Source organism: Jiulongibacter sediminis (assembly GCF_001306455.1).
GTDB lineage: Bacteria > Bacteroidota > Bacteroidia > Cytophagales > Spirosomataceae > Jiulongibacter > Jiulongibacter sediminis.
The window spans coordinates 913,863-938,791 of sequence record NZ_LGTQ01000006.1; the positions used below are offsets into that span (position 1 = coordinate 913,863).

Genomic DNA, 24,929 nt, shown 5'->3' on the forward strand with positions numbered 1-24,929 from the left:
TTTTTAATTCTTTTTCAAACAACTTTTTGTCAAAACTAACCTTCTCCAAAATTAATTTCACGTACTCAAGCATAGACATACTCATTAGTACTAAAGGTTTAATGAACAACTCAATAATTAATATAAACTGTATTGTAAATATATGAAATAAAGAGGGCTTAGTCAATATGACTTATCTCAATATTCATCCCTTCAATAACGCCTTTTATCGAAACATTATTTTGAAAAAATGAATGAAGTTTCACCAAAACACCCTCCATAATAGCATCGGGGCAAGAGGCTCCACATGTTAAAAGGATATTAAGCTTTTTTTGAGGTTTGAGATAGTTATGGGTGGTGATTTCCTCTTTTTTATGAAGGTCAAAATGTTTTATGGTTTGACCAGAAATCAGGCTTTCTGCAGAGCGTATAAAGTAAGTAGGAAGCTTTTGTTCACAAAGCTCTACAAGGTGACTGGTGTTTGAGCTGTTATATCCTCCAACCACTATGGCCAGATCTGCATCCGTTTTGAGTAGCTCATACGTGGCTTCCTGATTGTCATTAGTTGCGTAGCAAAGTGTATCTCTGGTATTTGCAAAATGTGTTTGAAGATCATCTTCATTCAGCTGATAATGTTGCTGGATTACCGATTTTAAATAATCGGAGATCTCTTGAGTTTCAGAGGCAAGCATCGTTGTTTGATTCACCACCCCAATTCTCTTTAAATGGAGTTCAGGGTCAAAACCCTCTGAAAATTGATTTTTGAATTCTTCAAAGAATAACTCCTTGCTACTCTCGCCTTTGATAAACTTTGAAAGTTTTTGAGCCTCTTCAATGTTTTTTAAGACCAGAGTTGGTGTTTTTTCTTTACTATGAGAAAAGGTAGCTCTGGTTTCTTCATGCTTTGGTTTACCATGAACAATAATTGTATATCCTCTCTCACCAATCTGAGCTGCTCTATTCCATACTTTTTCTACGAAAGGGCAGGTGGTATCAAATTTATAAGGATCAATGCCGATTTTATTGAGCTTTTCCTGAATCTCCAAAGTGGTGCCGAATGCGGGCACTATCACTATATCACCAGGCTTTAACTTTGTCCAGTCGATAAGATCATTGCCTGAAGTGTCCATAAGAAATTTAACACCCCTTGAAAGTAAGTCGGCATTTACCTCAGGGTTATGAATCATCTCGCTGAGTAGAAAAACCCTTTTGTCCGGATTTTCATCCAGTGTTTGATAAGCTATTTCTACCGCGTTTTCTACTCCATAGCAAAAACCAAAATGCCTTGCCAGATGAATTGTTGAGTCTCCAAAATCAAGGATGGTAGGGCTGAAGTCTTTTTTGAGTTTATCCAATGATCTTCTATGCTCTTTGATACCACCAATAATGGGGCTTCGGTAAAACTCAGGAATATTAAATTTCTTCATACGGTTTTTTACGATGCAGCACTAACTAAACAAGAGCCGGGCGGAGTTGGTTGCAAAAGTACGTTTTCTCTGAGAAGCCCATTTGATTATTCCTTAAATTTGGCCTCGCTTTAGAAAAATATGCCTTTTCAGCCACTGAGAACCTTCATCGCTTTTTTCTTCATTAGCCTTTCTCTTTTTGGGCAGAGTGGAAATATTCCTTATTCAACAGATTATTATTACTTGCTGGAGAGATATGAGGTAAAATCCGGGCAATTAGCGATTGAATATCACGTGAATGTGAAGCCTTTTGAAAGGCGTCGGGTTGCGAGCTATCTGGAGGCCATGGAAACGGATAGCATGGGCCTCTCAAAAGTTGACTCTTTTAATCTTAGGTATTTAAAGCAGGATAGTTGGGAATGGTTGAGCGATGAGCCTGAACAAGAAAAAGGACTTTGGAATCTGTTTTTTCAGCAAAGATCAGACTTCTATCATTTTAAGAATGATGAATTTGATATTCATGTAAATCCTGTTTTTCATTTTGGAGGAGGAAGTAGCAGTTTAGAAGGAGAAAAGCAAAATACATTCATAAACACTCGTGGGATTAGAATTAGAGGCTCAGTAAATAACAAGTTGGGTTTCTATACTTACTTCAGTGAAAATCAGGCTGGCACCCCTTTTTATGTGCGTGACTTTGTGCTCAATACGGATGGATACCCTTATAATGGTTATACCAAAGTGGTCAATGGTGATAGTCTGAATATGGTACGGGATTATTTTCAGGCGGAGGGCTATCTGATGTTTTATCCGAGTAAAAACATTATGCTGCGACTCGGGCATTCAAAAAACTTCATTGGCTCGGGTATTCGATCAATGATTCTCAGCGATTTCAGTTCGCCATATTTCAATTTTGCCGCAAATGTCAAACTTGGTCGATTAGAGTATCAGAACTTACTCGCCAAAATGAATAATGTTCAGGAGGATTTTGACGTGGCGGACTTGGAGGTGATTCCACCCAAATTCATGGTTTTTCATCATTTAAATCTCAATGTTACTAAAAATTTCAATTTGGGATTGTTTGAAATGGTAATGTTTGGTGATCGTAAGTTTGACATGAATTACCTTAACCCTGTTATCTTTTACCGTTTCGTAGAAGGTCTAATTGGTAGTTCAGACAATGCTTTAGTTGGGGCAGATTTTAAGTTAAATCTGGCCAAAAGGGTTTCTCTTTATGGTCAGTTAGTTCTAGATGAGTTTAACCGATCTCAAAATGACGAGGATGGCTGGTATGGACAAAAAAATGCCGGGCAGCTGGGGATGAAGTACTTTGATTTTCTGGGAGCTCGTAATCTCGATTTCCAATTCGAATATAATTATGCCAGACCTTATACCTTCAGCCATTTTACGACCTACAGTAATCTGCTGAATTATAATTTGCCGATGGCTCACCCGCTTGGTGCCAATTTCAAAGAAACTATTCTAAGGAGTAGATATCAGCCCGTTGACCGATTGAACATGACTTTGACTTACCTCTGGAATCAAAAAGGGTACGATAGCGATACGCTAAATTGGGGTGGAGATCTCTCAAAAAACTACAGAGTAAACCGGCCTTTGGAATTTGGAAATTCGATAGGACAGGGAGCCAAAGGAACTATCAGACTTTTAAGGCTTTCGTCTTCATATATGTTATACCATAACCTCTGGATTGATGTTTCTTATCAGAAGAGACGGTTTTTTGGAATTTCCGGGGATCAAAATGAAAATCTTTTCAAGTTTGGTATACGTTATAATGCCTGGAAGGAGGATTACCTTTTCTAATCTGGAGCTCGCATTAAATCAAAGTTATTCAGTTTCGGGTTCAGGGTGACTTTCGAGATTTTAATCACAAAGAAGTTTGTTCCTTTTAATCGAACTACCTTCACGTAACTTTCTTTCAGTCTTAACTCCCGATAGATTGCAGTGTAATTGAAGTTTTCTACTTCCCATTGATTTAGTAATAGAGCCGCTTCCAAAGCCTTAAAGGCCTGACTTAAGTTCGTATATAAGGAGATGGAGGAGGAGCTTCCGCGAAAGGCAAGTTTTTCCTCATTAAAATTGATTTCAACCTTAATTATCTCAGATGTCGTCATTGTGACAAATAAATTGAAAAATAATTAAATTATTTTTCAACGATGAAACAAAAAGGTAAGTCTTGGCGTTTTAAGAGCATAATATTTACGGGGAACCGTTTCAACAAGCCTCCTGCCCTTGAAGCAGGATTTTTTGTTTATAAAATAAACCATACTTTCAAATTATCAGTCAAGACACTACTTCAACCTGATGATTTGTAAATCTAACAGTCAGCTATGATCAGCAAAAAAATGGAGCAAATGCTTAATGAGCAATACAACAAAGAAGTTTATTCTGCTCACTTATACCTCTCAATGTGTTCGTATTTTCTGGACAGAGATCTTGATGGATTCGCCAATTATTTTAAGGTTCAGGCTCAGGAAGAACTTCAGCATGCCGAGAAACAGTTTGATTATCTTCATGAGGTTGATGCCAAAATTACCATGATGGCTATAGACGCTCCCCCCAGTGAATTTGCTTCTATAGAAGATTGTTTTGAGCAGACTCTGGCTCATGAGAAGTTGGTCACCAAAAGCATTTATACACTCGTAAAGCAGGCTCTGGATGAAGGGGATTTTGCCACACATACCTTTTTGCAATGGTTTGTTACGGAGCAGGTAGAAGAAGAGGCCACCGTAAAGAATCTGCTAATGAAGCTCAAAATGATCGGAGACAACTCATCGGCTCTGTATTTGTTAAATGACGAACTGCTGAAACGTCAATTGGGTCCGGCAGCTTAGAGAATTTCTTTTTTGGAGAACGCCGTTCTCCAAATTTTTTCGGCATTGTTTATAATTAATCTAAATAAAAATTAACTTTGCATATCAAATTGACTTCAAGATGATTGTAGAGGTGACTTCAATAGATGATTTGCAGGAAGAACAAGGTCGAAATCCTTTTTATTCAGAACCTTGGGATAATCACTGCGGTGTATTGAAAAAATGCTGCAAGAAATTCAAAAAGAAAGGGAAGCATTGTAAAAGCTGTCCAAAGCTTAAAGTTTTCAAAACCTCTCACTTGCCCTTTAAACTACCAATTGAAGATTTTCAAGTTGTGAGAGTAATTCCCTAATATAATTTAAAATAATTCTAAATAGACTTGACCTGATAGCCCTCTTCAGGCTAAGTTTGCGACCCAATTTAAATTTGTTCTAAATAAAAATAGTATGAGATTAGTTATTCTGTTGGCTCTGACGTTCGGTATATTATCATGTGAAACAGTAGATGTGGAACGTCAGCTAGAAATTCCTGAAAACTATGATGGTTCTTCTTTTGAGCTGAATGCCTCCTCGGAGTTGGCGGCTTTGGAAGCTTTGGGTGGTTTATCAACCGAAATGAAAAGAGGTAGAGTAGGAGAGAAAGTAGATCAAAACGTTGCCAATGCATTTTTAGGGATTGTTTCGCCTTTTTCTACAACATATTTTAACAGTTTAATCACTAATGATCTTCTTGGATCATTGATAAGCAACAGTGGCGGGCAGCAGTTTAGTCCTGGTGCTCAAGGTGGTGTGTACGGCTCCTATTTGTTTACTTATTACGGAATTGAAAATGAGCAGTTGATAGAAAAAGGGCTTTATGCGGCGGCTTTTTACAACAAAGCTTCGCAGTTGGCTGCTAACCCTGATGAGAAAACTGCAGATCAGATTCTTGCACTTTTTGGAGCACATCCTGATTTTTCAAGCAGTAATAACGGTAGTTTACATACAAACCCTGATAGGTTTATTGCAGGTTATATAGCCCGTAGAGATAAAAATGATGGTAACGGTTTCTACTCTGGTGTCAAGAATGGTTTGATTAAATTTCAGGCGGCTCAAAAGGCTGAGGGTGATTTTGAGAAAGAGAGAGATGAAGCGATACAAGAAATTTTTGAAAATTGGGAGAAGGGTAGTGCCGCTACGGCGATCAATTATATCTACTCTGTTCTGTCGAAACTTTCAGCAACGAACCCAAACGATGATGCCATTTCATCGGCCTTGCACTCTTACTCTGAGGTTCTGGGTTTTATTCATGGTTTTAGAACAGTAGATCGAAAAATCATTACGGATACGGAAATTGATGAAATTCTGGAACTTCTTAATGTTCCTGTAGGTCAAACACCAACCACCTTGAATATTCTTTCATCTCCATCTACCGAGTTAGCCAAAATTGTTCAGGTTTTGGATCGTCTTCAAACAATATATGGCTTCAGTGATCAGCAAATGGAGGAGTTCAGAAAGAACTGGGTGAGTGAGCAAAACAGATAGGAAAATCGTGGCAATAAAAACTCTTCGGCAAACTATGAAAAAGTTATTACCGCTTGTTCTGATTTTTATAATGGCGTGTCAGCCTGATAAAACTCCCGAGAATCAGGTTGACTTTGACCGTACGGTTTTTCTTCAATCGTATGCTGATGATTTCATAAGGCCTGCTTATCAAAGCTTAAAAGAAGAGTTGGTTGAACTCAGCAATGCTATTTCTAATCGTAAGGAGGCCCAAGCTCAGTGGAAAGAGGTTTATTTTGCCTTTTTAAAGGTGACACCCTATAATTTTGGTCCGGCAGAGGAAGATGTTCTGGTGAAGTCTCTAACTGAGGAAATAGCTACTTTCCCTGTGGATATTACACTAATTCAGGAGAAGATACAGAAGAATAACTTTCAATTTGAGGATTTCAGGAGAGATTCTCGAGGTCTTTTGACCCTGGAATATTTGCTATTCAATGATGAAGCTTGGAATCTGAATGGCCGTGAAGAATATGCTCAGAAGTGTCTTGAGGATATTCTTGAACGAGTATCTGAAGTAGATAGCCGCTGGGAGAATTATAAGAATGAATTTATCCTCAATGACGGCACTTCAGCGGGTAGCTCTACATCAGCTTTATACAATGAATTTGTCAAAAGCTTTGAAGGTTTGAAAAATTTTAAAATTGGATTGCCATTAGGATTAAGACCGGGACAGACTTCGGCTGTTCAATCGAATGTAGAGGCTCGGTTTTCGGGTTATTCTTTGGATTTTGCAAAACAACATTTTGAAACCCTTGTCTCCATTTGGAATGGATCTCCGCAGAAAGGATTTAAGGCTTATTTAAACTCTGTAGAAGGTGGTGAGGCCTTAATTCTTTCTGCTGAGGAGCAAATTCAAGCTGTGCAGGGAGCTTTTCAAGCTTGCGATTCATCAGACTTTTCGGAGTCAAATCTTGATCAGAATCCAAATCTGATTATTCTTCATACTGAACTTCAGAAACTAACACGATTCTTTAAAAGTGATATGTCCTCTTTACTTGGAATCGCCATTACCTACAGTAGTGGTGATGGAGATTAAGACATGAAGACTTTTATCGACAGGTTTCTTTGGGCTGAAAAGGCCATTTATCCTTTAGCAACTTTCAGGGTTGTTTTTGGCCTGTTGATGGCGGTCTCTACGGCCCGGTTTATGTATCTGGGTTGGATTGATCTTCATTTTGTTGACACAAAATTTCAGTTCAAATACTTTGGTTTTGAGTGGGTTAAGCTTTTGCCACCCTTCTGGATGCATTTTTTGCATTGGGTGCTTCTGGTGTCTGCTATTCTTGTAGCTCTGGGCTTGTTTTACAGGGTGGCTATTGTAATTCTTTTTTTCGTTTTTACTTACCTGGAGCTCATCGACAGCACCTATTATCTGAATCATTACTATTTTATGAGTCTGGTGGCTGGGTTGATGATGTTTATTCCTGCAAACCGCTGGTTTAGTTTGGATGTTCTGCGAGGGCTCAAGGTAAAATCACAAACCACCAATGCATGGCATATCAATATCCTCAAATTTCAAATACTCATCCTTTACTGCTATGCTGGTCTCGCGAAGATCAATGAACCTTGGCTTCTTGAGGCATTACCTCTAAAAATTTGGTTACCAGCCAGTGATAAAATTCCGCTACTTGGTTCTTTTTTCGCCCATCCTATGACTCCATATGTCTTTAGCTGGACAGGTATGTTATATGATACGTTTATTGTTTTCTTTCTAATGTATCGGCCAACCCGGTTGGTTGCTTATTTCGCTGTAATTGTTTTTCATTCAGTTGTAGGGATTTTATTCCAAATCGGTGTATTTCCTGTTGTGATGATGGGCATAACACTGATCTTCTTTTCAGATAGTTGGCATCTGCGATGGCAGAATTTGGTAAGGTCTTTTGGCTCAAGTCAGGTAGAAGTAGAAGATAAATTGAATAGTAAGGAGAACTTCTCAAAAGAACATTTCCATCTTCCATCTTCCATCTCTCCGCTATCAAGGAAGCTGGCCACCGGACTCCTACTTTTCTACATTGCTTTTCAGCTTCTTTTCCCTTGGCGTTATCTATTGCACCCCGGAAGTTTGTTCTGGCGTGAAGAGGGTTATCGCTTTAGTTGGCGTGTGATGCTCATGGAAAAGGCCGGAACAGCCACTTTTTTTGTTAAAGACGGCAAAACGGGTAGAGAGGGTGTAGTTGATAATCGGGAATTTCTGAATCCTCATCAGGAAAAGCAAATGGCATTTCAGCCCGATATGATACTTCAATATGCTCATTTTCTCGGTAATTACTATCATCAAAAAGGTGTGGAGAATCCTGAGGTAAGAGTAGAGGCCTATGTCACTCTAAATGCCAAGCCTAGTCAGTTGCTGATTGACCCTTCGGTGGATTTGATGAATATAAAGGATGGCTGGTTACGTAAAGGCTGGCTATTGAGTTTAACTGAAGAATTTCCTGACTAAAATCACACAAATGAATGGCCTGACTTTATTTAGACAAAATCTAAATAGTTATCTTTGTGGCCTCAAAATCAGGAATGAGAAACTTAATCTTATTTATACTACTACCCTTTGGCACATTTGCCCAGCTAAGTGGCAAAGTAGTTTCGCAGGAAACCCAGATGGCTTTGCCTGATGTGATCATATCTAATGATCAGACGGCAGAGGTGGTTTTTAGTGGGCCAGATGGCGAATTCTCAATCTCAAATCTAAAACGAGAGAAAGCGATTTTGGTTTTCAGACAATTGGGTAAAGTAGAGAAAACGGTTTCTGTTCTACCGGAAGATTTCGATAGCTCACTACTAATAGAGCTTAAAGACGATAATCAGAAATTAGAAACTGTAGTGGTTAAGGCGAAAGCCGATAATGATTTTGGCAAAACGCATTTAAAGGCCATTGAGGGTACCTCAATTTATGAAAGTAAAAAGTCAGAAGTCATTTTATTAAAGGATATCTCGGCCAATCTTTCCACCAATAATGCACGTCAGGTCTATGCCAAAATTACCGGTTTGAATATTTGGGAAAGTGACGGAGCAGGTCTTCAGCTGGGCATTGGTGGACGTGGGCTGAGTCCAAACCGTACTGCCAATTTCAATACCCGTCAAAATGGATATGATATATCTGCAGATGCTTTAGGTTATCCTGAGAATTACTATACCCCACCCACTGAGGCCCTACAAAAAATAGAGGTGATTCGTGGAGCCTCAAGTCTTCAATATGGGACGCAGTTTGGCGGTATGCTAAACTTTGTTTTTAAAAAGGGTGCTGCGGACAAAAAAGTTGAGCTCACAAGTCGGCAAACAGCGGGTAGCTGGAAATTTCTTGGTTCTTTCAATAGTTTGGGAGGTACCGTCGGGAAGCTGAATTATTACACGTTTTATCAACACAAACAGGGCGAAGGATGGAGGCCTAATTCGGGCTTTGAACAGGATAACTTTTATGTCGATTTGACTTATCAATTCTCAGAAGCGTTTAAAACGGAATTCAACTATACACACAGCAATTATACAGCACAGCAGCCTGGCGGATTGACGGACGCACTCTTTGCCCAAAATCCACGTCAATCTGTTCGGGCAAGAAACTGGTTTGATGTGAACTGGAACTTGGCTGCGTTAACATTTGATTGGAAACTGAGTTCAAAAACAAGGTTGAATTCCCGGACTTTTGTGCTGGATGCCGGTCGTGCTGCCGTGGGTAATCTTGAGCGTATTAATGTTGCTGATTTTGGTGGAAACAGAACCTTGATAGCGGGTAAATTTGAAAATATCGGAAATGAGACCCGCCTTTTGAGTCGCTATAATCTTGGAAAACAATATGGAGCCTTTTTGATTGGAACACGCTATTATCAGGGAAATACTTCTGCCCGTCAGGGAGAAGCTTCTGATGGAGATGATGCTGATTTTAGTCTCCTTAATCCGGAGTATCCCGAGAATTCAGATTTTCGTTTTCCGAATACCAATATGTCTGTTTTCGCCGAAAATATTTTCAACCTTTCTGATCGGTTCAGTATTACACCTGGGCTTCGCTTTGAAGTGATTCAAACCCGCTCAGAAGGCTATTATCGTCAAAGGATATTTGATTTTGCGGGCAATTTAATCTCAGATAAAAGGCAAGACGAAAGGCTTGAGCGAAACCGTTCTTTTCTCATCACAGGTATTGGAAGTTCTTTCAGACCCTCTGAGGAATCAGAGATTTATGCCAATGTCTCCCAAAATTACCGGGCCATAAATTTCTCTGATTTACGGATTGTAAACCCAAACTTTTCGGTGGATCCGGACATTCAGGACGAAAAAGGTTTTACAGCTGACTTAGGTTTCAGAGGCCGTAAAGGAGACTTTTTGAGCTATGACCTGACTCTATTTTATGTTGCTTATAATGGTCGTATAGGGCAGGTTTTGCAGGCTGATCAACCCCCATTATATCTTGATTACCGATTTAGGACCAATGTTGCCGATGCCCGTAACATCGGAGTAGAGGCATTTGCTGAAATGGATTTCTTAAAATGGAAGAGAGCAAAGTCTTTGTCCTCATTTTCATGGTATATCAATGGGGCTTATGTAAATGCCAGATATATAAATACAGAAGAAACCAGTATTGCCGGGAAGCAGGTAGAAATGGTGCCCCCGGTGATGCTTCGTACCGGATTGAGTTATAAAAATGGCGGATTCTCAAGTTCGTTGCAGTGGAATTATATTTCGAAACATTTTACAGATGCTACGAATGCAATTAGAACCTCTACGGCGGTAGAAGGCGTAATTCCTTCTTATCAGGTGATGGATCTTTCAGCCAAATACAATTGGAAATATTTAACACTCGAGGGAAGCATCAATAATTTGCTAAATGAAATGTACTTCACCCGAAGGGCTGAGGCCTATCCGGGTCCTGGTATTATTCCATCAGATGGACGCGGATTTTATTTGACCTTGGAGATTAGGCTTTAATACTTGTAATTTCGATTGGATGCTCTAATTGCACATTGAGTTACTTTATCCTCTTCCCTTCCTCCGTATTCACAAAAAGGATATTGCATAAACCTTCGTAGCCCGCAAAAACGTCAGTACCAAATTTCTTTAAGGCTTCACTGAGGAAACCTGCGATAATCAAATCAGCTTCGGCAGAGTATTTTTTGATAATACTTTTTGAATCCTGGCTCTCATCGCGATTGATAAATTCCACATTATTCATGGAAATTGGTAGCTGTCCGGCCGAAATTAGATTTCGCATCTTCTCTTTTTCTTTTCCAAGGTTGTCATTTGGGAAAACCGAAAAGACTTTGATTACACCGTCTTTCCAATCAGGATGGGCGGAAATTACATAGGCTAGCAAAATCATCAGATTGGCATTTTCATAGTCTTTTGGTGTAAGCCAGACATGAATTTGCCTCAACAGGCCATATTGCATTTCAGAGGTAGAAAGAATGCCAATGTCAAAATTAGCTGCCTGAATTAGCTTAAAGTTCTCAACAATAGTCTCTATTTCCTCGGGATTATCCCGTGAATGGTCAAAAATGAGAAGGTTATTTTCTGTACCTGAGATACTTGGTAACTGTACCACCTGAGAAATAGAGCTTTCAAAATTGGTATTGATAAGAGTGTCAATATAGACCTCGCTCTTAGTGGCTCTGGCCATTTTGATGATTCGATCCTTAATTTTTCGGGCGTCCTGGTTCGTTCGTTTTGAAAGGTATCCGTCAATATGATGAATGTAAGTTCCAAAACCATATTTGTAGGCAATCCAGCGATTGAGGTTGAAAGCATCTAATCTTTTAAACGTATTTGAGCTCAAAAATACAGCGGAGGGTCTCCAACTTTTATTGTCTTCTTTTTCCGCCTTTTGAAGGAAAACATGAATTTTTCTGGATAATTGATACATCACTCCCTGAAAAATCACGGCGATGTTCTTCTTGTCGGAGTTGACAAAGTTCAAAGAAAAGTAAATGCCCAGAATGACAAAAATGGAAACAAATGCATAGCCGGAATTCATGAAAAACATGAGTCCGAAGCAAGATACTGCACCGAAAAGGCTGATATACCATTTTGACTTAAACCTCGGGCGATACGATGGATCTGCTGCAAAATGTTGCATAAAGGATATTAGGCAGAGGGATCCGTAAGTTACCATGAAGAACATGGAAATAATTTCAGCAACAGCATCCAGTTTGCCAAGAAGAATGAAGAACAAGGCAATAACTACTGTTATAACATAGGCATTAAATGGTTCATCGCTTTTACCACGGCCTGATGCGAGCAGCTTATTAACTCCACCTACCGGAAAAACATTGTCTTTCGCCATGGCCTGAAGCGTTCTTGGAGCTACAAGTATTGAGCCGATAGCCGAAGAGATAGTTGCCGCAGCCAGCCCCAAGGGGATTAGCCATTCGCCCTGAATGGCAATTTTGGCCATGGCCAAATCATGTGTATCCGCCAAAATACCAGCAGGTGCAGCAAAGTAAAGCTTAATGGCGATCAGGATGTAAATAACCATCCCAAAAATGGTGGCCGTAAGAGTACCAAGTGGAATAGATTTACCAGGGTCTTTTAAATCACCAGAAAGGCCAAGTCCTGCAATAATCCCTGTAAAGGCCGGGAAAATGATAGCAAAAACAGTGAACATCGAAACCTCCGGGACTTCGGGAATTACCGTTGCAGGTGAAATTTCAATAGGCTTACCCGCAAAAAAGGCTATCAATGAAACCGTAAGAATGGCCACCACCCAATAGAGGGTTTGAAGCCCCAGTTTGGCTCCTTTGGTAAGGACAATCGATGTCAACAAGAAAAGAGCAGGAATGGCGATAGTTTGACTTTGTCTCAGAAGCCAATCTGCCCACGGAACAAAATCATAATGTGCAAAGAGCCAGTCGAAAACAGGGTTAAATGCTTCTGTAAAGGCGATGATATAAAAAGCAACGCTAATGGCCTGAGAAAGGTAAAGGGCAATGCCAATAGTAGCCCCAATCACCAAACCGAACGAACGGGAAATGATATAATATGCCCCTCCCCCTTCTACCTTAAAATTAGTAGCAATTTCAGAGAGTGCCATAGCCGTAGGGATGGTAACCGCGTGGCCAATAATGACAATAAGGATAGTACCGCCAAGGCCCACTGTGCCCACTGAAAAGCCAAAACGAAGAAAGAGAATTGCACCTAAAATGGTAGAAATAGCCGTAAAGAAAACCGGCGTAGTGCCAAACTTATTTTGATTTTCGGGCATAGGGTTCTGATTCGAAGGATTTCAAAAGTAAGGATTTTGAAAGGAAATCTTGAAAAAGGCCGAAATGAATCAGATTTTACGCTTGAGTTCAAAGTGTTTGCCGAGATAGACGCGACGTACCATTTCGTCGGCGGCAAGATCTTCCGCAGTACCATGTTTGAGTATTCGCCCCTCAAAAAGCAAATAGGCTCTATCTGTGATGGAGAGAGTCTCGTTCACATTATGATCGGTAATCAGAATTCCAATATTCCGGTGTTTTAGTTTTGCTACAATGGATTGAATCTCCTCCACAGCTATGGGGTCGACACCCGCAAAAGGCTCATCAAGCAAAATGAATTTTGGGTCAACGGCCAGGGCACGGGCGATTTCTGTTCGTCGCCTCTCTCCGCCTGAAAGCACAATTCCTTTGTTTTTACGCACGTGGGTAAGTGAGAACTCCTCAAGCAGCTCTTCTACCTTTTCTTTACGCTCAGCTTTTGAAAGACCTTTTTTGGCCAATTCCAAAACTCCGATAATATTTTCTTCCACCGTCAAATCTCTGAAAACTGAGGCCTCCTGAGCCAGGTAACCCACGCCTAGTTTAGCTCTCTTGTACATGGGTAAATCTGTGATGTCTTTATCATCAAGCCACACTTTTCCTGAGTTTGGCGTTACCAGACCCACTGCCATGTAAAACGAAGTAGTTTTACCGGCACCATTTGGCCCGAGCAAACCCACAATTTCTCCCTGCTCTACCTGATAGCTTACCTGATCATTGACTTTTCGCTGACCATACTTTTTGACAAGGTTTTCTGTTTTTAGAATCATGTGTTTAAAAGTTCTTTGACCTCTTTTTCCAATACCGGAATATCTCTGATAATAATTCTCCAGATAATGTTTTCATCAACAGCGTCGTAAGAATGAATAATCCTGTTTCGGGTATCAACGATCTTTCTTCCCGATGAAATTTCAATTTCAGGATTCAGTTTAAGGAGTTGATTGGTGGCTTCTCCAATAATTTCCAGCTCTCTCTCAATGGCTCTTTTCACCGTAAAATCGTTTTCCAGTACACTGAAATCGCGTTTGCCGTCTAAGTGTAAGTCAATATAGCGGATAGACGAAAGGATATCACTCAGATATTTTTTCTCCTTATCACTCATACAGTGACACCTTGGTATTGTTTAATTCTTTGATAAAATAAGGGTTTGAAAGGCTCTTTTCAGTTGTCAAATCTACCCTTCTACCTAAAAGACTTTCCAATTGGTCAATCAGCGAAAAATAATTATCGCCGTAGGTCAAAGGATCAAGATTTTCATCAAATGAAATAAGGATATCTATATCGCTGTCCTGATCAAAATTTTCAGTAAGAACTGAGCCAAAAAGATAGGCACTCTTCACTTGCATAGAGCGAAGAATCTCAATCATCCGATTCTTATTTTTTGTGATGAGGTTGGAAATCATAACTCCACAAAATTAATCTGATTTTCCTCAGATGCTGTGTTTTAGACTAAAACTTAAGGTCTTTTAAGAAAAGCTGAAGGCTGGTTTGACCTCTGAATGTATTTTGCTCCAGCGAATAAACCGCTTGAAATTCATCTGTATTCAAAAGCTTATCATAGAAATTGTCTCGCATATTGAAACCCAGAGCGGTCATGGTAACACCGCTTTCCTTTTCTAAAAGCTCTAATTTTAGGTGCTTTTCTTTGAGGATTCTTGGTGTAGCCGCAAGCGATAGTTTTCTCGTCATAAAAACCGGTTGCATGTTTTTCGGCCCAAAGGGTCCCATCTGCTTCATAATCCGGTAAAACTTTTCTGTGATATCCTCAAGTTTTAGTTCAATGTCTATGTCAATCTGTGGAACCAAAAGCTCATCAGAAATATTAGCGACTACCGCCTCGTCAAAAGCTTTCCGGAAAGGTTCAATTTGCTCAATAGAAATCGTCATGCCTGCCGCATGCCTATGGCCACCAAATTGCTCAAGAAGGTGCGAGCAGGATTCTATAGCCTGATAAAGATTAAATCCAACAACCGAGCGGGCAGAGCCGGCAGCAAAACCTTCTTTGGTTTTCGTAAAAATGACAGTAGGTCTGTAATAGTGTTCAATGCACCGGGAAGCCACAATTCCAATTACTCCCTTATGCCAATCCTCCTTGAAAAGAACGGTACTTTTTGCCTGAGTTAATAGCCAATCATCAGCCCTGATCATTTCAAGAGCTTCTGCGGTTATCTGACTATCATGTGTTTTTCGCTCCGTGTTATGATTCTGAATTTCGTATGCAAAATCTACAGCCTCCTCGTAATTTTCTGAGAGTAGTAATTGTACAGCAGCTTTGGCATGTTTTATCCGGCCGGCAGCGTTAATTCTTGGGCCAATGGTGAATACGACGCTCTCTATGCTCATTTCGCCCTGAAAGCCCGAAACCTCTTTTAAAGCTTTCAAGCTTACTCTGGGGTTGGTATTGAGTTTTTTGAGACCGTAATGAGCTAAAATTCGGTTTTCACCGACAATTGGGACAATATCAGAGGCAATACTGACCATTGCCAAGTCAATGATCTCAAATAATTCTTCTAATGGAATATCTCTTTTAAGACAAAACGCTGTCAGCAATTTGAAACCTACCCCGTTACCTGTAAGTTCTTTAAACGGGTAAGCACAGTCCTTTCTTTTCGGGTCAAGAACAGCAATAGCATCGGGCAATATTTCTCCCGGCTCATGATGATCGCAAACTATAAAGTCTATACCTATTTGTTTTGCATAGGTAATATTCTCAATCGATTTGATTCCACAATCAAGAGCAATAATCAACGATGCTCCCTGTTCTTTCGCCCAGTCAATACCGAGTTTTGATATGCCGTATCCTTCTTTGTACCTGTCCGGGTTATAGTAGTGAAGATTGTCGTAAAACTTTGAGAGAAAGCCGTAGACCAGAGCTACTGCAGTGGTACCATCTACATCGTAATCGCCATAAATGATGATTGTTTCCTTTTGTTCAATGGCTTTCTCTAATCGTTGCAAAGCAATGTCCATGTCTTTCATCAAAAAAGGGTCATGTAATTGCTCCAGCTCCGGTCTGAAAAAAGTTTTGGCCTCATCAAAATTAGTAACCCCTCTTTGCCATAAGAGGGTGGCCAATTCGGGGCTAATATTTAACTCATGGCAAAGGTTAGTTATGTCTTCTTTGTCAGAGGTTTCAGTGGGTTGTGCGAGTAGGTTCCAGCGTTTTTCTACCATGACTCAAAATTAACAAAACAATGGCATAGATTTTGACCCTTTACAATCAGAACAGGCAATAATCGAATTATTAGATTCGAATAGCAAGTTACTCTCCTCTTTAGAAGGAGAGTAGTTCGCTAAATTTGTCAAATGCAGAGGTGGGTGCCCGCAGGGCATCCACTTTTTTTTATACATCCCTATTTGTACCATTTTCGTATTAAGTTTATGGTCAGAAAAATAATCCTTCTCCTTCTTTTCCCTTTGGTGAATATTGCTCAGAAGACAGACAGTATTCCACTTATCAGGGATAAATCTTTAATCGCTTTACCGGTGGTTTTTCGTTTTCCTGAGACGGGCTGGGGCGGAGGAGTAGCGGCTACCAGTAGCTGGTCGTGGGGGAAAGACAGCAGCTGGGCTAAGCCATCTCAGGCCTCTGTTGGTTTGACGTATACCCAAAACAAACAAATTCTTGCATTTCTGCCTTTTCAGGTTTTTTTCGCGAATAATAAATACTACCTGAACGCTGATATCGGCTGGTTTAAATATAACTTTTTCTATTATGGAGTAGGTGAAAACCGAGTTCCTGAGGAACGTTATGATGTCAGGTTTCCCCGAGTGAAACTTTTGGCAAGTCGACAATTGAATGAGAATATTTATGCAGGTTTAAGGATTAATTTTGAAGCTTATGATGTCTTCAATCAAGCCGAAGGCGGTGAACTGGCTAACAAAACCATAAGTGGCTCCGACTACAGTCGTACCTCTGCTTTAGGCCCAGCTTTCCTAATCGATACGCGAGATCAGGTTTTTTATCCAACCAAGGGTGTTTTTGGAGAAGTGAGTTTTTTGCCATCATTGAAGATTTTAGGGGCAGACCGTAACTTTTCACAGGCCACGCTAGATATCTCTCAGTATCAATCTTTGGGCAAACGACTTGTGCTGGCCAGCAACTTTTATAATGTTTTTTCCTTCGGAAACGAAGTGCCATTTTCTCAATTGGCACAGTTGGGTGGGCCCAAAAAAATGAGGGGTATTTATCAGGGCTTTTTCCGGGACCAGAATGCCTCACTTCTTCAGGCCGAATTGCGGTGGAACGTCTGGAAATTTATAGGCCTGACGGGTTTCGGTTCAATGGGATTTCTTGGGGATAATCAGTCATTTCTCCGTTTAAACCTACCGAAATTTACGTACGGTGCCGGCCTTAGAATAGCCACCAAAAATAAACTAAACCTAAGGCTTGATTATGGCCTTTCGCCCTATGGTGAAGGTAATTTTTATGCTACAGTCGGAGAGGCATTTTAAACAAAAAGCCCCGAAGGTTTAACTGTCGGGGCTTTGAAATAATTGATGACTAAGGTTTATACTTTATAAACCCAGCCATGAGTATCAGCTGAAATACCTTTTCTTACATCATTCAGGCCTTTCTTTAAAACACTTGAAACCGAATCAGAATTAATTTCTGGAAGAACGTAATCTTCTCCTTCATAGCCAATAGCTGAGAAAGGGGAAACCACAACAGCTGTACCAGCACCGAACACTTCAGTCACTGATCCGTCTTTGATGCCTTCAATGATGTCTTTTACGAAAACATCCTGCTCGGTTACTTCATATCCTTTGTCACGTGCAATGGTGATCAATGAATCGCGGGTGATACCTTTCAAGATGGTTGTGCTTGTCTTTGGCGTGATTAATTTGCCGTCTTTGACAAAGAACACATTCATCGTACCAGACTCTTCAAATTTTGTATGAGTTTTAGCATCAGTCCATAATAACTGAGTGTAACCCTGCTCCTGAGCCAGTTTAGCCGGGTATAAAGAAGCAGCATAGTTGCCTGCACACTTAGCGTAACCAACTCCTCCTTCTGCCGCTCTGATAAACTGGGTTTCTATCTTCACCTTAGGAGGATTAGCATAATATTGACCTGCCGGGCTCATGATAATCATGAAGCGATAGTTAAATGAAGGTCTTACTCCGAGGTAAACGTCAGACGCAAACATGAAAGGTCTAAGGTAAAGGGAGTTATTTTCTCCATCCGGTACCCAGGCATTATCCAGTTCAAGAAGTTTCTGAAGACCGCCCATAAAAATCTCTTCGGGCACCTGAGCCATACACATTCTTTCAGCAGAAATGTTGAATCTTTTAAAGTTCTCCTCAGGCCTGAACATCACCACTTCGTCATCTACATTTCTGAAAGCTTTCATTCCTTCAAAGATAGATTGACCATAATGCAACGAGGCTAATGCAGGGTTATAGGCAATATCGCCGTAAGGTAGAATCTCGGGAGTTTGCCACTCTCCATTGACGCAGTCTGCCACCAGCATGTGATCGGTAAAGAGGGTTCCGAATACAATGTTCTCAGGGTCAAGCTGATTTACCCTGCTTTCTGCTACTTTGTTGATCTTGAAATCGATGGCTTCTGCTACCATAATTGAAATGTTTTATAATATGTACCCAAATATTGAACCAATCTGGTTAACCAAAGGTCGGTTTTCGCATTGATTCTGTCCGCAATTTTTGAGAATAAATTTCAGACTATCAAGACTTTTAAAGATTTTAGTTGTCAAGACAACTAAAATCTTTTTTTACGGTTCTGAAATGATTTTGACTAGGCACCCAAACAGATGATGCGGTAAAATCCTTTTTTCGGGTTTATTCGCCCGGGAACTTCGTGATAAACATGTCTTTACGGTCTAGAACAGCATTATCGCTAATAGCCTCAATGCTCAATGACTCAAACTTTACAGAAGGTTTAACCTTTTGGGATTTACGAAGTTTTGCCAAGGCTGTTTCGCCCACAATATCCTGTAAAGCGGCGTGAAGCATGGTTTCATCCGGGTCACCGTAGCTCTTGTAAGGAAGAAAATTGTCTTCAACTTCAATATCAGGCAGAAATCCAAGTTTGGTTCCGAAATCAGATTCACCGTTTGCGTTTACAGACTTTAACACAATGGGCTGCATGCCCCATTCCCATCTTTTTTCACTATCTGCAATAGTAATTGAACCGACATTTTTGCCATAGGTATGGCCTCCTACCAGAATCACATCCATGTAGGGTTTTAGATTATTGATCAATTGCTCACTGGAAGAAGCAGAACCGGGAGTTACAATAAAGTAGACCCTTTCCAAAGTACCCGGATTATTGATCGTTCCTAATCCGGATTTTGATTTGAAAAAATAAGTGTCAAACACATCATTGCCGTATTTCTGAGTATAAAGGGCTGTTTGTTTGCTGTTCCAAACCTGCCGTACCATCAGGTTTTTTTCGTCAAGGTTTTTTACGATCAATGAACTTAACAGTTCAGCTGAAGAGATATAGCCACCCGGATTATCCCGCAAATCAACAACGAGCTCATTTATACCAGCCGACTTGAAACGACCAAACATCATATTCAGGTCGCTGTCGTTATCTGTCAAAAACTGGGTGTAAACAAAGTAGCCTATTTTTTTATCTCCAATTTCCAGAATAGTATCAAACTGAAGAGCATCTCTTTTGGTAACTTCTTTCGTGATTTCTACTGCAGTTTCTCCATCAATAATTTCTCCGTTTGAGTAGGATCCAAGAGTGACAGTAACGGTTTCAGGACTTAATGCCGATTGATAATTGCTGACCGTAATGTTGACGCCATTAACCTTAGTAATAAAATCTCCACGCTTAATACCGGCCTTTTCAGCCGAACTTGTTTTTAGAGAATGCACTACATGGAAGGCCACGCGGTCTCTGGCGGAGTTCATATAAAACGGTTTAGTTTTTAAGCCAAAAGTGGTGGAAATTCCATTTAATGAAGCCTGAAGTTCTTCAGCACTGGTCTGGATCCAGGAAAAGCGATCTATTTCTCCCGGCTTTACCAGAATTGATTCAAAGTACTGTTCAGGGTCCAAAGCCAGGTTTGTTTGGGTAACATCGACCATATCACTCTCCCAGAGATAATGGTCTTTCATTTCTGAATAAATCCAATTGTTAACGTCTGTATCGTCAAAGGTCTCCGGCTCCTGATTTATCGGAAGAATGTCTTTCAGTTTACATGAAGAAAGACCAAGGATCAAAATGGTTAGATAGGATGTTAACCTCAAAGCTTTGTTCATAACTTATTTTATTTTTTTACCCAACTGCGCAAATTTAAAACGTTCTGAGGCTTTTTTTGGTGCCTTAAAGTATAGAATGTGTAAAGCTCTTCCAATGCGTCGATAATTTCTTTAAATTTAGTAGCAAAGGAGGTCTTTAATTTTGCTATATCATGAAAAAATATAACTTTGCGAGAGGTCCTCAATAATTGATCTTAAAATAGGATAAAAACGGATTTTATGGGTAAATCTTTCCGCCTGAAAAAAGGCTTTGATATTCAGCTTGTTGGAGAAGCCGCTAAAGAAATTCAAGAAATTCCCGCCTCAGAAATTTTTGCTGTCAAACCACCAGACTATCTCGGTGTCACTCCCAAGCTAACTGTTAAGGTGGGTTCGGAGGTACTTGTGGGCGATAGTCTTTTTTATGATAAAAAGCGACCTGACATTAATTTTCCTTCGCCTGTTAGTGGAGAAGTGGTAGAAATAGTAAGAGGTGCCAAAAGAGTAGTCTTAGAAATACGAATCCTCGCTGATAAAGAGCAGAAGTCCAGTTCGGTTAGTCTGCCTTCTGATCTGACCCCGTCATCCATTAAAGAGGCTATTCTCAAAGGGAACCTTTGGTCTGTTTTTAAACAGCGACCTTTTGCTAAAATTGCTAGTCCAGAAGATCAACCTAAAGCAATTTTTGTTTCAACATTCAATTCGGCTCCGCTTGCTCCTGATCTAGATTTTGTGATATCTCAGGATCAGGCTGGTTTCGATAAGGGCTTAGAAGTTTTAAATATTCTTTCAGAAGGAAAATTGAATATTGGGAAGCATGCTGAGAGCTCGCTCTCTGTGAATGTTGGTGATGTTCATACATTCAGTGGTCCGCATCCGGCTGGCAATGTGGGTGTACAGATTCACCATATTTCCCCGGTAAGGCCAGGAGATTTGGTATGGCACCTTGATGCTCAGGATGTGATTTTACTTGGTAAGTTTTTTACAGATGGGCAATATCACCCGGAGCGAATAATAGCTTTGACTGGCTCAGAGGTCAAAGATCCAAAATATTTGAAATTGAAAATCGGGCAATCTTTGAAGCCCGTTTTTGAAGGCATTAGTGATGAAGATGTCAGGTATATTCAGGGAAATGTTCTCACCGGAGACACTTCTCACGCAGAAGATTTTCTGTCTTTTTATATCTCACAACTAACAGTAATTCCGGAAGGAGCCCATTCGGAATTTCTGGGATGGCTGTTGCCATCAACCTCAAAGCTTAGCCTTTCCAGAACGTTTTTCTCATGGCTTATGCCAAAGAAGAAGTACGATCTGGATACCAATACTCATGGCGAAGAAAGGGCTTTCGTGGTGTCTGGGCAATACGAGAAAGTATTGCCCATGAACATCATGCCAGTTCAACTATTAAAGTCAATTATGGCAAAAGATATTGAACGCATGGAGGCCTTGGGGATTCATGAACTTGCGGAAGAAGATCTGGCTCTTTGTGAGTTTGTATGTACTTCAAAGATCGATGTACAACAAATTTTAAGAGAGGGATTAGACCTGCTGGAAGAAGAAGGATAAAAATATAAACTGTATTACTAAGTGAAATTTATTCGTAATCTGTTGGATTCAGTGAAGCCTCAATTTGAAAAAGGGGGGAAGCTGGAAAAATGGCATCCGGCGTATGATGCCTTTGAAACTTTAATGTTTGTTCCGGATACTACTACCAAAAATGGCGTGCATGTTCGGGATGCTATGGACATGAAGCGTACAATGATGACGGTGATTTTTGCCATGATTCCATGTCTTCTTTTTGGGATGTGGAATGTAGGTCACCAGCATTATCTGGCTTTTGGAATGGAGACTACTCACCTCGATAAATTTATTTTCGGTGCCATCAAAGTTCTGCCCATCGTGGTGGTTTCTTACGCTGTCGGTCTGGGAGTTGAGTTTATTTTCGGTGTCATAAAGGGTCATCCAATCAGTGAAGGCTATTTAGTAACAGGTATGCTCATACCTTTGACAATGCCGGTAACCATTCCGTTATGGATGGTGGCTTTGGGTGCTGTCTTCTGTACTCTTTTGGGTAAGGAAATTTTCGGGGGTACCGGTTTTAACTTTATGAATCCTGCCCTTCTGGCAAGAGCTTTTCTGTTTTTTGCCTTCCCGGCCTTTATGTCTGGTGAAGTTTGGACGGATCTGTCCCCTGAGGCTGGTAAGACTGTAGTTGACGCCTACTCGGGTGCTACCAATCTTGCGGTATTTGATACAGATTACACTGCTATTCAATCTGTCTCAGATTTATTCTGGGGTTTTGAACAGGGCTCTATTGGAGAAACCTCGGTCTTTATGATTCTAATAGGGGCTGCATTTCTCATTATTAGTGGTGTAGGAAGCTGGAGAATTATTCTTTCGGTATTTCTTGGTGGTTATTTAATGGGTCTTTTAATGAATGCTCTTGCACCGGCAGATAACCTTAGTCACTCTATGCACATGCCGGCTTTAAACCATCTGCTCATTGGTAGTTTTGCGTTTGGTGCCGTTTTTATGGCGACGGACCCTGTTACCGCCGCTCATACTCAAAAGGGTAAATGGATTTATGGATTACTCATTGGAGCATTTACCGTGATTTTGCGAGTGTTTAATCCGGCGTATCCGGAAGGGATGATGCTGAGTATTTTATTATTCAATGTTTTTGCTCCGTTAATTGACCACATGGTGGTAGAGCAGCATATCAAAAAGAGATTGAAGCATGCATAATAACAGATATACATTTTTGTACGCCATTGGTATTTCTATCGTTACCGCTATTATCCTGGTGCTGACGTCTGAAAACCTGAAACCTTTGCAGGAAGCCAATGTAGCTCTCGATAATAAGAAGAACATTCTGAAATCTGTTCTCGTTAATTCAGAAGAGCGTGAAGTCGTTGAGTCTCAATACAATTCTTCGGTAGAAGAAATGGTTCTGAATAGTGCAGGTGAAATTCAGGAGAATCTTAACGTTGATGATGTGGACATGAAGAAAGAAGTGGCCAAAGAGCCCTCTGAGAGAAACCTTCCACTCTACGTTTATACTGCAGAGGATGGGAATAAGTCTTATGTGATTCCGCTGAGAGGTGTTGGCTTGTGGGGGCCGATCTGGGGCTATATTTCGGTGAAGGATGACTTTAATACGGTGAAGGGTGCATTCTTTGATCATAAAGGAGAAACACCAGGCTTAGGTGCTGAAATTGCTGAAACGCCTTTTCAACAACAGTTTGAAGGTAAAATGATCTATAACGATGAAGGAGAGTTTGTCTCTGTCAACGTTATGAAGGCAACTCAAAAGGCGGACATTGACTCTGAAAACAGAGTGGATGCGATTTCCGGAGGTACTATTACTTCGAACGGAGTGGATGAGATGATAGCTAATTGTGTGAAGCCCTACCTTACATATTTTGAAAAACTAAAATCAAACTAAAATGGCAGAAGTAGTAGAAAAAGAAAAGAAAGAGCCATTATTCTCCAAAAAGAATTTACAGGTTATTAAAGACCCTCTGGATGATAATAATCCGGTAACGGTTCAGGTTCTGGGTATTTGCTCCGCTTTGGCAGTTACGGTTCAGGTGAAGCCTGCATTAATCATGTCTTTAGGGGTGATTTTTGTGAGTGCTTTTTCGAATCTTATTGTGAGTATGCTGAGGAAGTCCATCCCAACTCGTGTAAGAATTATCGTTCAGCTAATTGTCGTAGCTACCTTGGTGACTATTGTTGATCAGGTGCTGAAAGCTTATATGTTTGACGTAAGTAAAAAGCTATCTGTTTTTGTGGGTCTGATTATTACTAACTGTATTATTATGGGACGCCTTGAAGCGTTTGCACTGGGTCAAAAACCATGGCCTGCTTTCCTCGATGGTGTGGGTAATGGAATCGGTTATGGTATCATTCTAGTGGCAGTTGCATTCTTCAGAGAGCTCTTTGGAGCAGGGTCAGTACTTGGTTTTAAGGTGATTCCTCAATGGTTCTATGATCATGGATATGTCAATAATGGACTGATGGTATTACCTCCTGCGGCCTTGTTCCTGATTGGTATTTACATCTGGGTGCAAAGAAGCAGAAATCAAAAACTTGTGAACGTTTCTTAAGAGTTAGCTATGGAACACTTATTAAGTCTTTTTATAAAGTCGATTTTCGTTGAAAATGCTGTTTTCGCATTCTTCCTGGGAATGTGCTCTTTTTTGGCGGTTTCTAAAAAAATCAAGACAGCCTTTGGTTTGGGTTTGGCGGTAGTATTTGTGATGCTATTAACCACTCCTTTGAACTATGTCATTTTAAAATACATGCTGGGAGAAGGAGCGTTAGCTTGGATTCACCCTTCACTTGCTGATGTAGACCTTACTTTCCTGTCTTTCATTCTGTTTATTTCTACTATTGCCGGTGCGGTTCAGTTGGTAGAAATGGTAGTAGAGAAGTTTGCTCCCTCTCTGTACAGTGCTTTGGGCATTTTCCTTCCCTTGATTACGGTGAACTGCTCCATCTTGGGAGCTTCCCTTTTCATGCAGGAGAGAGAGTATAACTTTGCTGAGACAGCTGTTTTCTCCTTAGGAACCGGCATAGGTTTCTTTCTGGCAATTGTATTGCTGGCGGCGATAAGAGAACGCTTGCAGTATTCTAAAGTGCCACCTGCACTTCAGGGCCTTGGTATCGCGATGATCGTAACTGGTTTGATGGCCATTGCATTCTTAAGTTTTTCAGGTATTAAATTGTAAATAA

Annotated in this window: 21 protein-coding genes; 12 read left to right on the forward strand and 9 right to left on the reverse strand. The window is 40.4% G+C overall.

Annotated elements, in window-relative coordinates:
• Positions 1–158 precede the first annotated feature (158 nt).
• Positions 159–1,406, reverse strand: coding sequence for a 4-hydroxy-3-methylbut-2-enyl diphosphate reductase (locus tag AFM12_RS09835; RefSeq protein WP_055147336.1), 1,248 nt, complete (start codon positions 1,404–1,406; stop codon positions 159–161).
• A 120-nt stretch (positions 1,407–1,526) separates the two neighbouring features.
• On the opposite strand from AFM12_RS09835, the gene AFM12_RS09840 reads away from it, so the two are divergent.
• Entirely contained in the window at positions 1,527–3,203 is a 1,677-nt protein-coding gene (locus AFM12_RS09840) for a capsule assembly Wzi family protein (RefSeq protein ID WP_055147339.1), read from the forward strand.
• Here the strand turns inward: AFM12_RS09840 and AFM12_RS09845 are convergent.
• The gene (locus AFM12_RS09845) at positions 3,200–3,514 is read right to left on the reverse strand and encodes a hypothetical protein (protein WP_055147342.1); all 315 of its coding nucleotides are present in this window, start codon (positions 3,512–3,514) and stop codon (positions 3,200–3,202) included. The two genes, AFM12_RS09840 and AFM12_RS09845, sit on opposite strands and share 4 nt — an antisense overlap.
• Before the next feature lie 216 nt (positions 3,515–3,730).
• Here AFM12_RS09845 and AFM12_RS09850 point away from each other — a divergent pair, with 216 nt between their 5' ends.
• The 5 genes from AFM12_RS09850 to AFM12_RS09875 all read left to right on the forward strand — a co-directional run bounded on the left by AFM12_RS09850 (position 3,731) and on the right by AFM12_RS09875 (position 10,671).
• Entirely contained in the window at positions 3,731–4,234 is a 504-nt protein-coding gene (locus AFM12_RS09850; protein WP_055147345.1) for a ferritin, read from the forward strand.
• 425 nt (positions 4,235–4,659) lie between these two features.
• Positions 4,660–5,736: a hypothetical protein gene (locus tag AFM12_RS09860; RefSeq protein WP_055147351.1), complete on the forward strand. Its 1,077-nt coding sequence runs from the start codon at positions 4,660–4,662 to the stop codon at positions 5,734–5,736.
• 34 nt (positions 5,737–5,770) lie between these two features.
• Positions 5,771–6,790, forward strand: coding sequence for an imelysin family protein (locus AFM12_RS09865; RefSeq protein WP_055147364.1), 1,020 nt, complete (start codon positions 5,771–5,773; stop codon positions 6,788–6,790).
• Positions 6,791–6,793: 3 nt separating this feature from the next.
• Positions 6,794–8,194: an HTTM domain-containing protein gene (locus AFM12_RS09870; RefSeq protein WP_055147367.1), complete on the forward strand. Its 1,401-nt coding sequence runs from the start codon at positions 6,794–6,796 to the stop codon at positions 8,192–8,194.
• A gap of 74 nt (positions 8,195–8,268) precedes the next feature.
• On the forward strand, positions 8,269–10,671 hold the full coding sequence (locus tag AFM12_RS09875; RefSeq protein WP_055147370.1) for a TonB-dependent receptor domain-containing protein: 2,403 nt from the start codon (positions 8,269–8,271) through the stop codon (positions 10,669–10,671).
• 40 nt (positions 10,672–10,711) lie between these two features.
• On the opposite strand, the gene AFM12_RS09880 is transcribed toward AFM12_RS09875, so the two are convergent.
• The 5 genes from AFM12_RS09880 to recJ all read right to left on the reverse strand — a co-directional run bounded on the left by AFM12_RS09880 (position 10,712) and on the right by recJ (position 16,151).
• On the reverse strand, positions 10,712–12,940 hold the full coding sequence (locus tag AFM12_RS09880; protein WP_055147372.1) for an amino acid permease: 2,229 nt from the start codon (positions 12,938–12,940) through the stop codon (positions 10,712–10,714).
• Positions 12,941–13,009: 69 nt separating this feature from the next.
• On the reverse strand, positions 13,010–13,747 hold the full coding sequence (lptB, locus tag AFM12_RS09885) for an LPS export ABC transporter ATP-binding protein (RefSeq protein WP_055147375.1): 738 nt from the start codon (positions 13,745–13,747) through the stop codon (positions 13,010–13,012).
• Positions 13,744–14,079, reverse strand: a complete 336-nt coding sequence (locus AFM12_RS09890; protein WP_055147378.1) for a HepT-like ribonuclease domain-containing protein — start codon at positions 14,077–14,079, stop codon at positions 13,744–13,746. The genes lptB and AFM12_RS09890 overlap by 4 nt, the downstream gene beginning before the upstream one ends.
• Positions 14,072–14,344 carry a nucleotidyltransferase family protein gene (locus tag AFM12_RS09895; protein ID WP_055147927.1) on the reverse strand — a complete coding sequence of 91 codons (273 nt, stop codon included), beginning with the start codon at positions 14,342–14,344 and terminating at the stop codon, positions 14,072–14,074. Before AFM12_RS09895 ends, AFM12_RS09890 begins: the two co-directional genes overlap by 8 nt.
• Before the next feature lie 82 nt (positions 14,345–14,426).
• The gene (recJ, locus tag AFM12_RS09900; protein WP_055147381.1) at positions 14,427–16,151 is read right to left on the reverse strand and encodes a single-stranded-DNA-specific exonuclease RecJ; all 1,725 of its coding nucleotides are present in this window, start codon (positions 16,149–16,151) and stop codon (positions 14,427–14,429) included.
• Between the two features lie 207 nt (positions 16,152–16,358).
• On the opposite strand from recJ, the gene AFM12_RS09905 reads away from it, so the two are divergent.
• Positions 16,359–17,432, forward strand: coding sequence for a BamA/TamA family outer membrane protein (locus AFM12_RS09905; protein WP_055147384.1), 1,074 nt, complete (start codon positions 16,359–16,361; stop codon positions 17,430–17,432).
• A 56-nt stretch (positions 17,433–17,488) separates the two neighbouring features.
• On the opposite strand, the gene AFM12_RS09910 is transcribed toward AFM12_RS09905, so the two are convergent.
• Both AFM12_RS09910 and AFM12_RS09915 read right to left on the reverse strand, forming a co-directional pair.
• Positions 17,489–18,556 carry a branched-chain amino acid aminotransferase gene (locus AFM12_RS09910; protein ID WP_055147387.1) on the reverse strand — a complete coding sequence of 356 codons (1,068 nt, stop codon included), beginning with the start codon at positions 18,554–18,556 and terminating at the stop codon, positions 17,489–17,491.
• Between the two features lie 223 nt (positions 18,557–18,779).
• Positions 18,780–20,213 (reverse strand): S41 family peptidase, encoded by a 1,434-nt coding sequence (locus AFM12_RS09915; protein WP_055147390.1) that lies wholly within the window; start codon positions 20,211–20,213, stop codon positions 18,780–18,782.
• Positions 20,214–20,432: 219 nt separating this feature from the next.
• On the opposite strand from AFM12_RS09915, the gene AFM12_RS09920 reads away from it, so the two are divergent.
• From AFM12_RS09920 to nqrE, 5 genes are read left to right on the forward strand one after another with little or no spacing between them, the layout of a single operon-like run.
• Positions 20,433–21,758 (forward strand): Na(+)-translocating NADH-quinone reductase subunit A, encoded by a 1,326-nt coding sequence (locus tag AFM12_RS09920; RefSeq protein WP_055147393.1) that lies wholly within the window; start codon positions 20,433–20,435, stop codon positions 21,756–21,758.
• A 21-nt stretch (positions 21,759–21,779) separates the two neighbouring features.
• Positions 21,780–22,937 carry an NADH:ubiquinone reductase (Na(+)-transporting) subunit B gene (locus tag AFM12_RS09925; protein ID WP_055147396.1) on the forward strand — a complete coding sequence of 386 codons (1,158 nt, stop codon included), beginning with the start codon at positions 21,780–21,782 and terminating at the stop codon, positions 22,935–22,937.
• Entirely contained in the window at positions 22,930–23,637 is a 708-nt protein-coding gene (gene nqrC / locus AFM12_RS09930) for an NADH:ubiquinone reductase (Na(+)-transporting) subunit C (protein ID WP_055147399.1), read from the forward strand. Before AFM12_RS09925 ends, nqrC begins: the two co-directional genes overlap by 8 nt.
• 1 nt (position 23,638) lies before the next feature.
• On the forward strand, positions 23,639–24,301 hold the full coding sequence (locus tag AFM12_RS09935) for an NADH:ubiquinone reductase (Na(+)-transporting) subunit D (protein WP_055147402.1): 663 nt from the start codon (positions 23,639–23,641) through the stop codon (positions 24,299–24,301).
• Between the two features lie 9 nt (positions 24,302–24,310).
• Positions 24,311–24,925, forward strand: coding sequence for an NADH:ubiquinone reductase (Na(+)-transporting) subunit E (gene nqrE, locus AFM12_RS09940; protein WP_055147405.1), 615 nt, complete (start codon positions 24,311–24,313; stop codon positions 24,923–24,925).
• Positions 24,926–24,929: the final 4 nt, after the last annotated feature.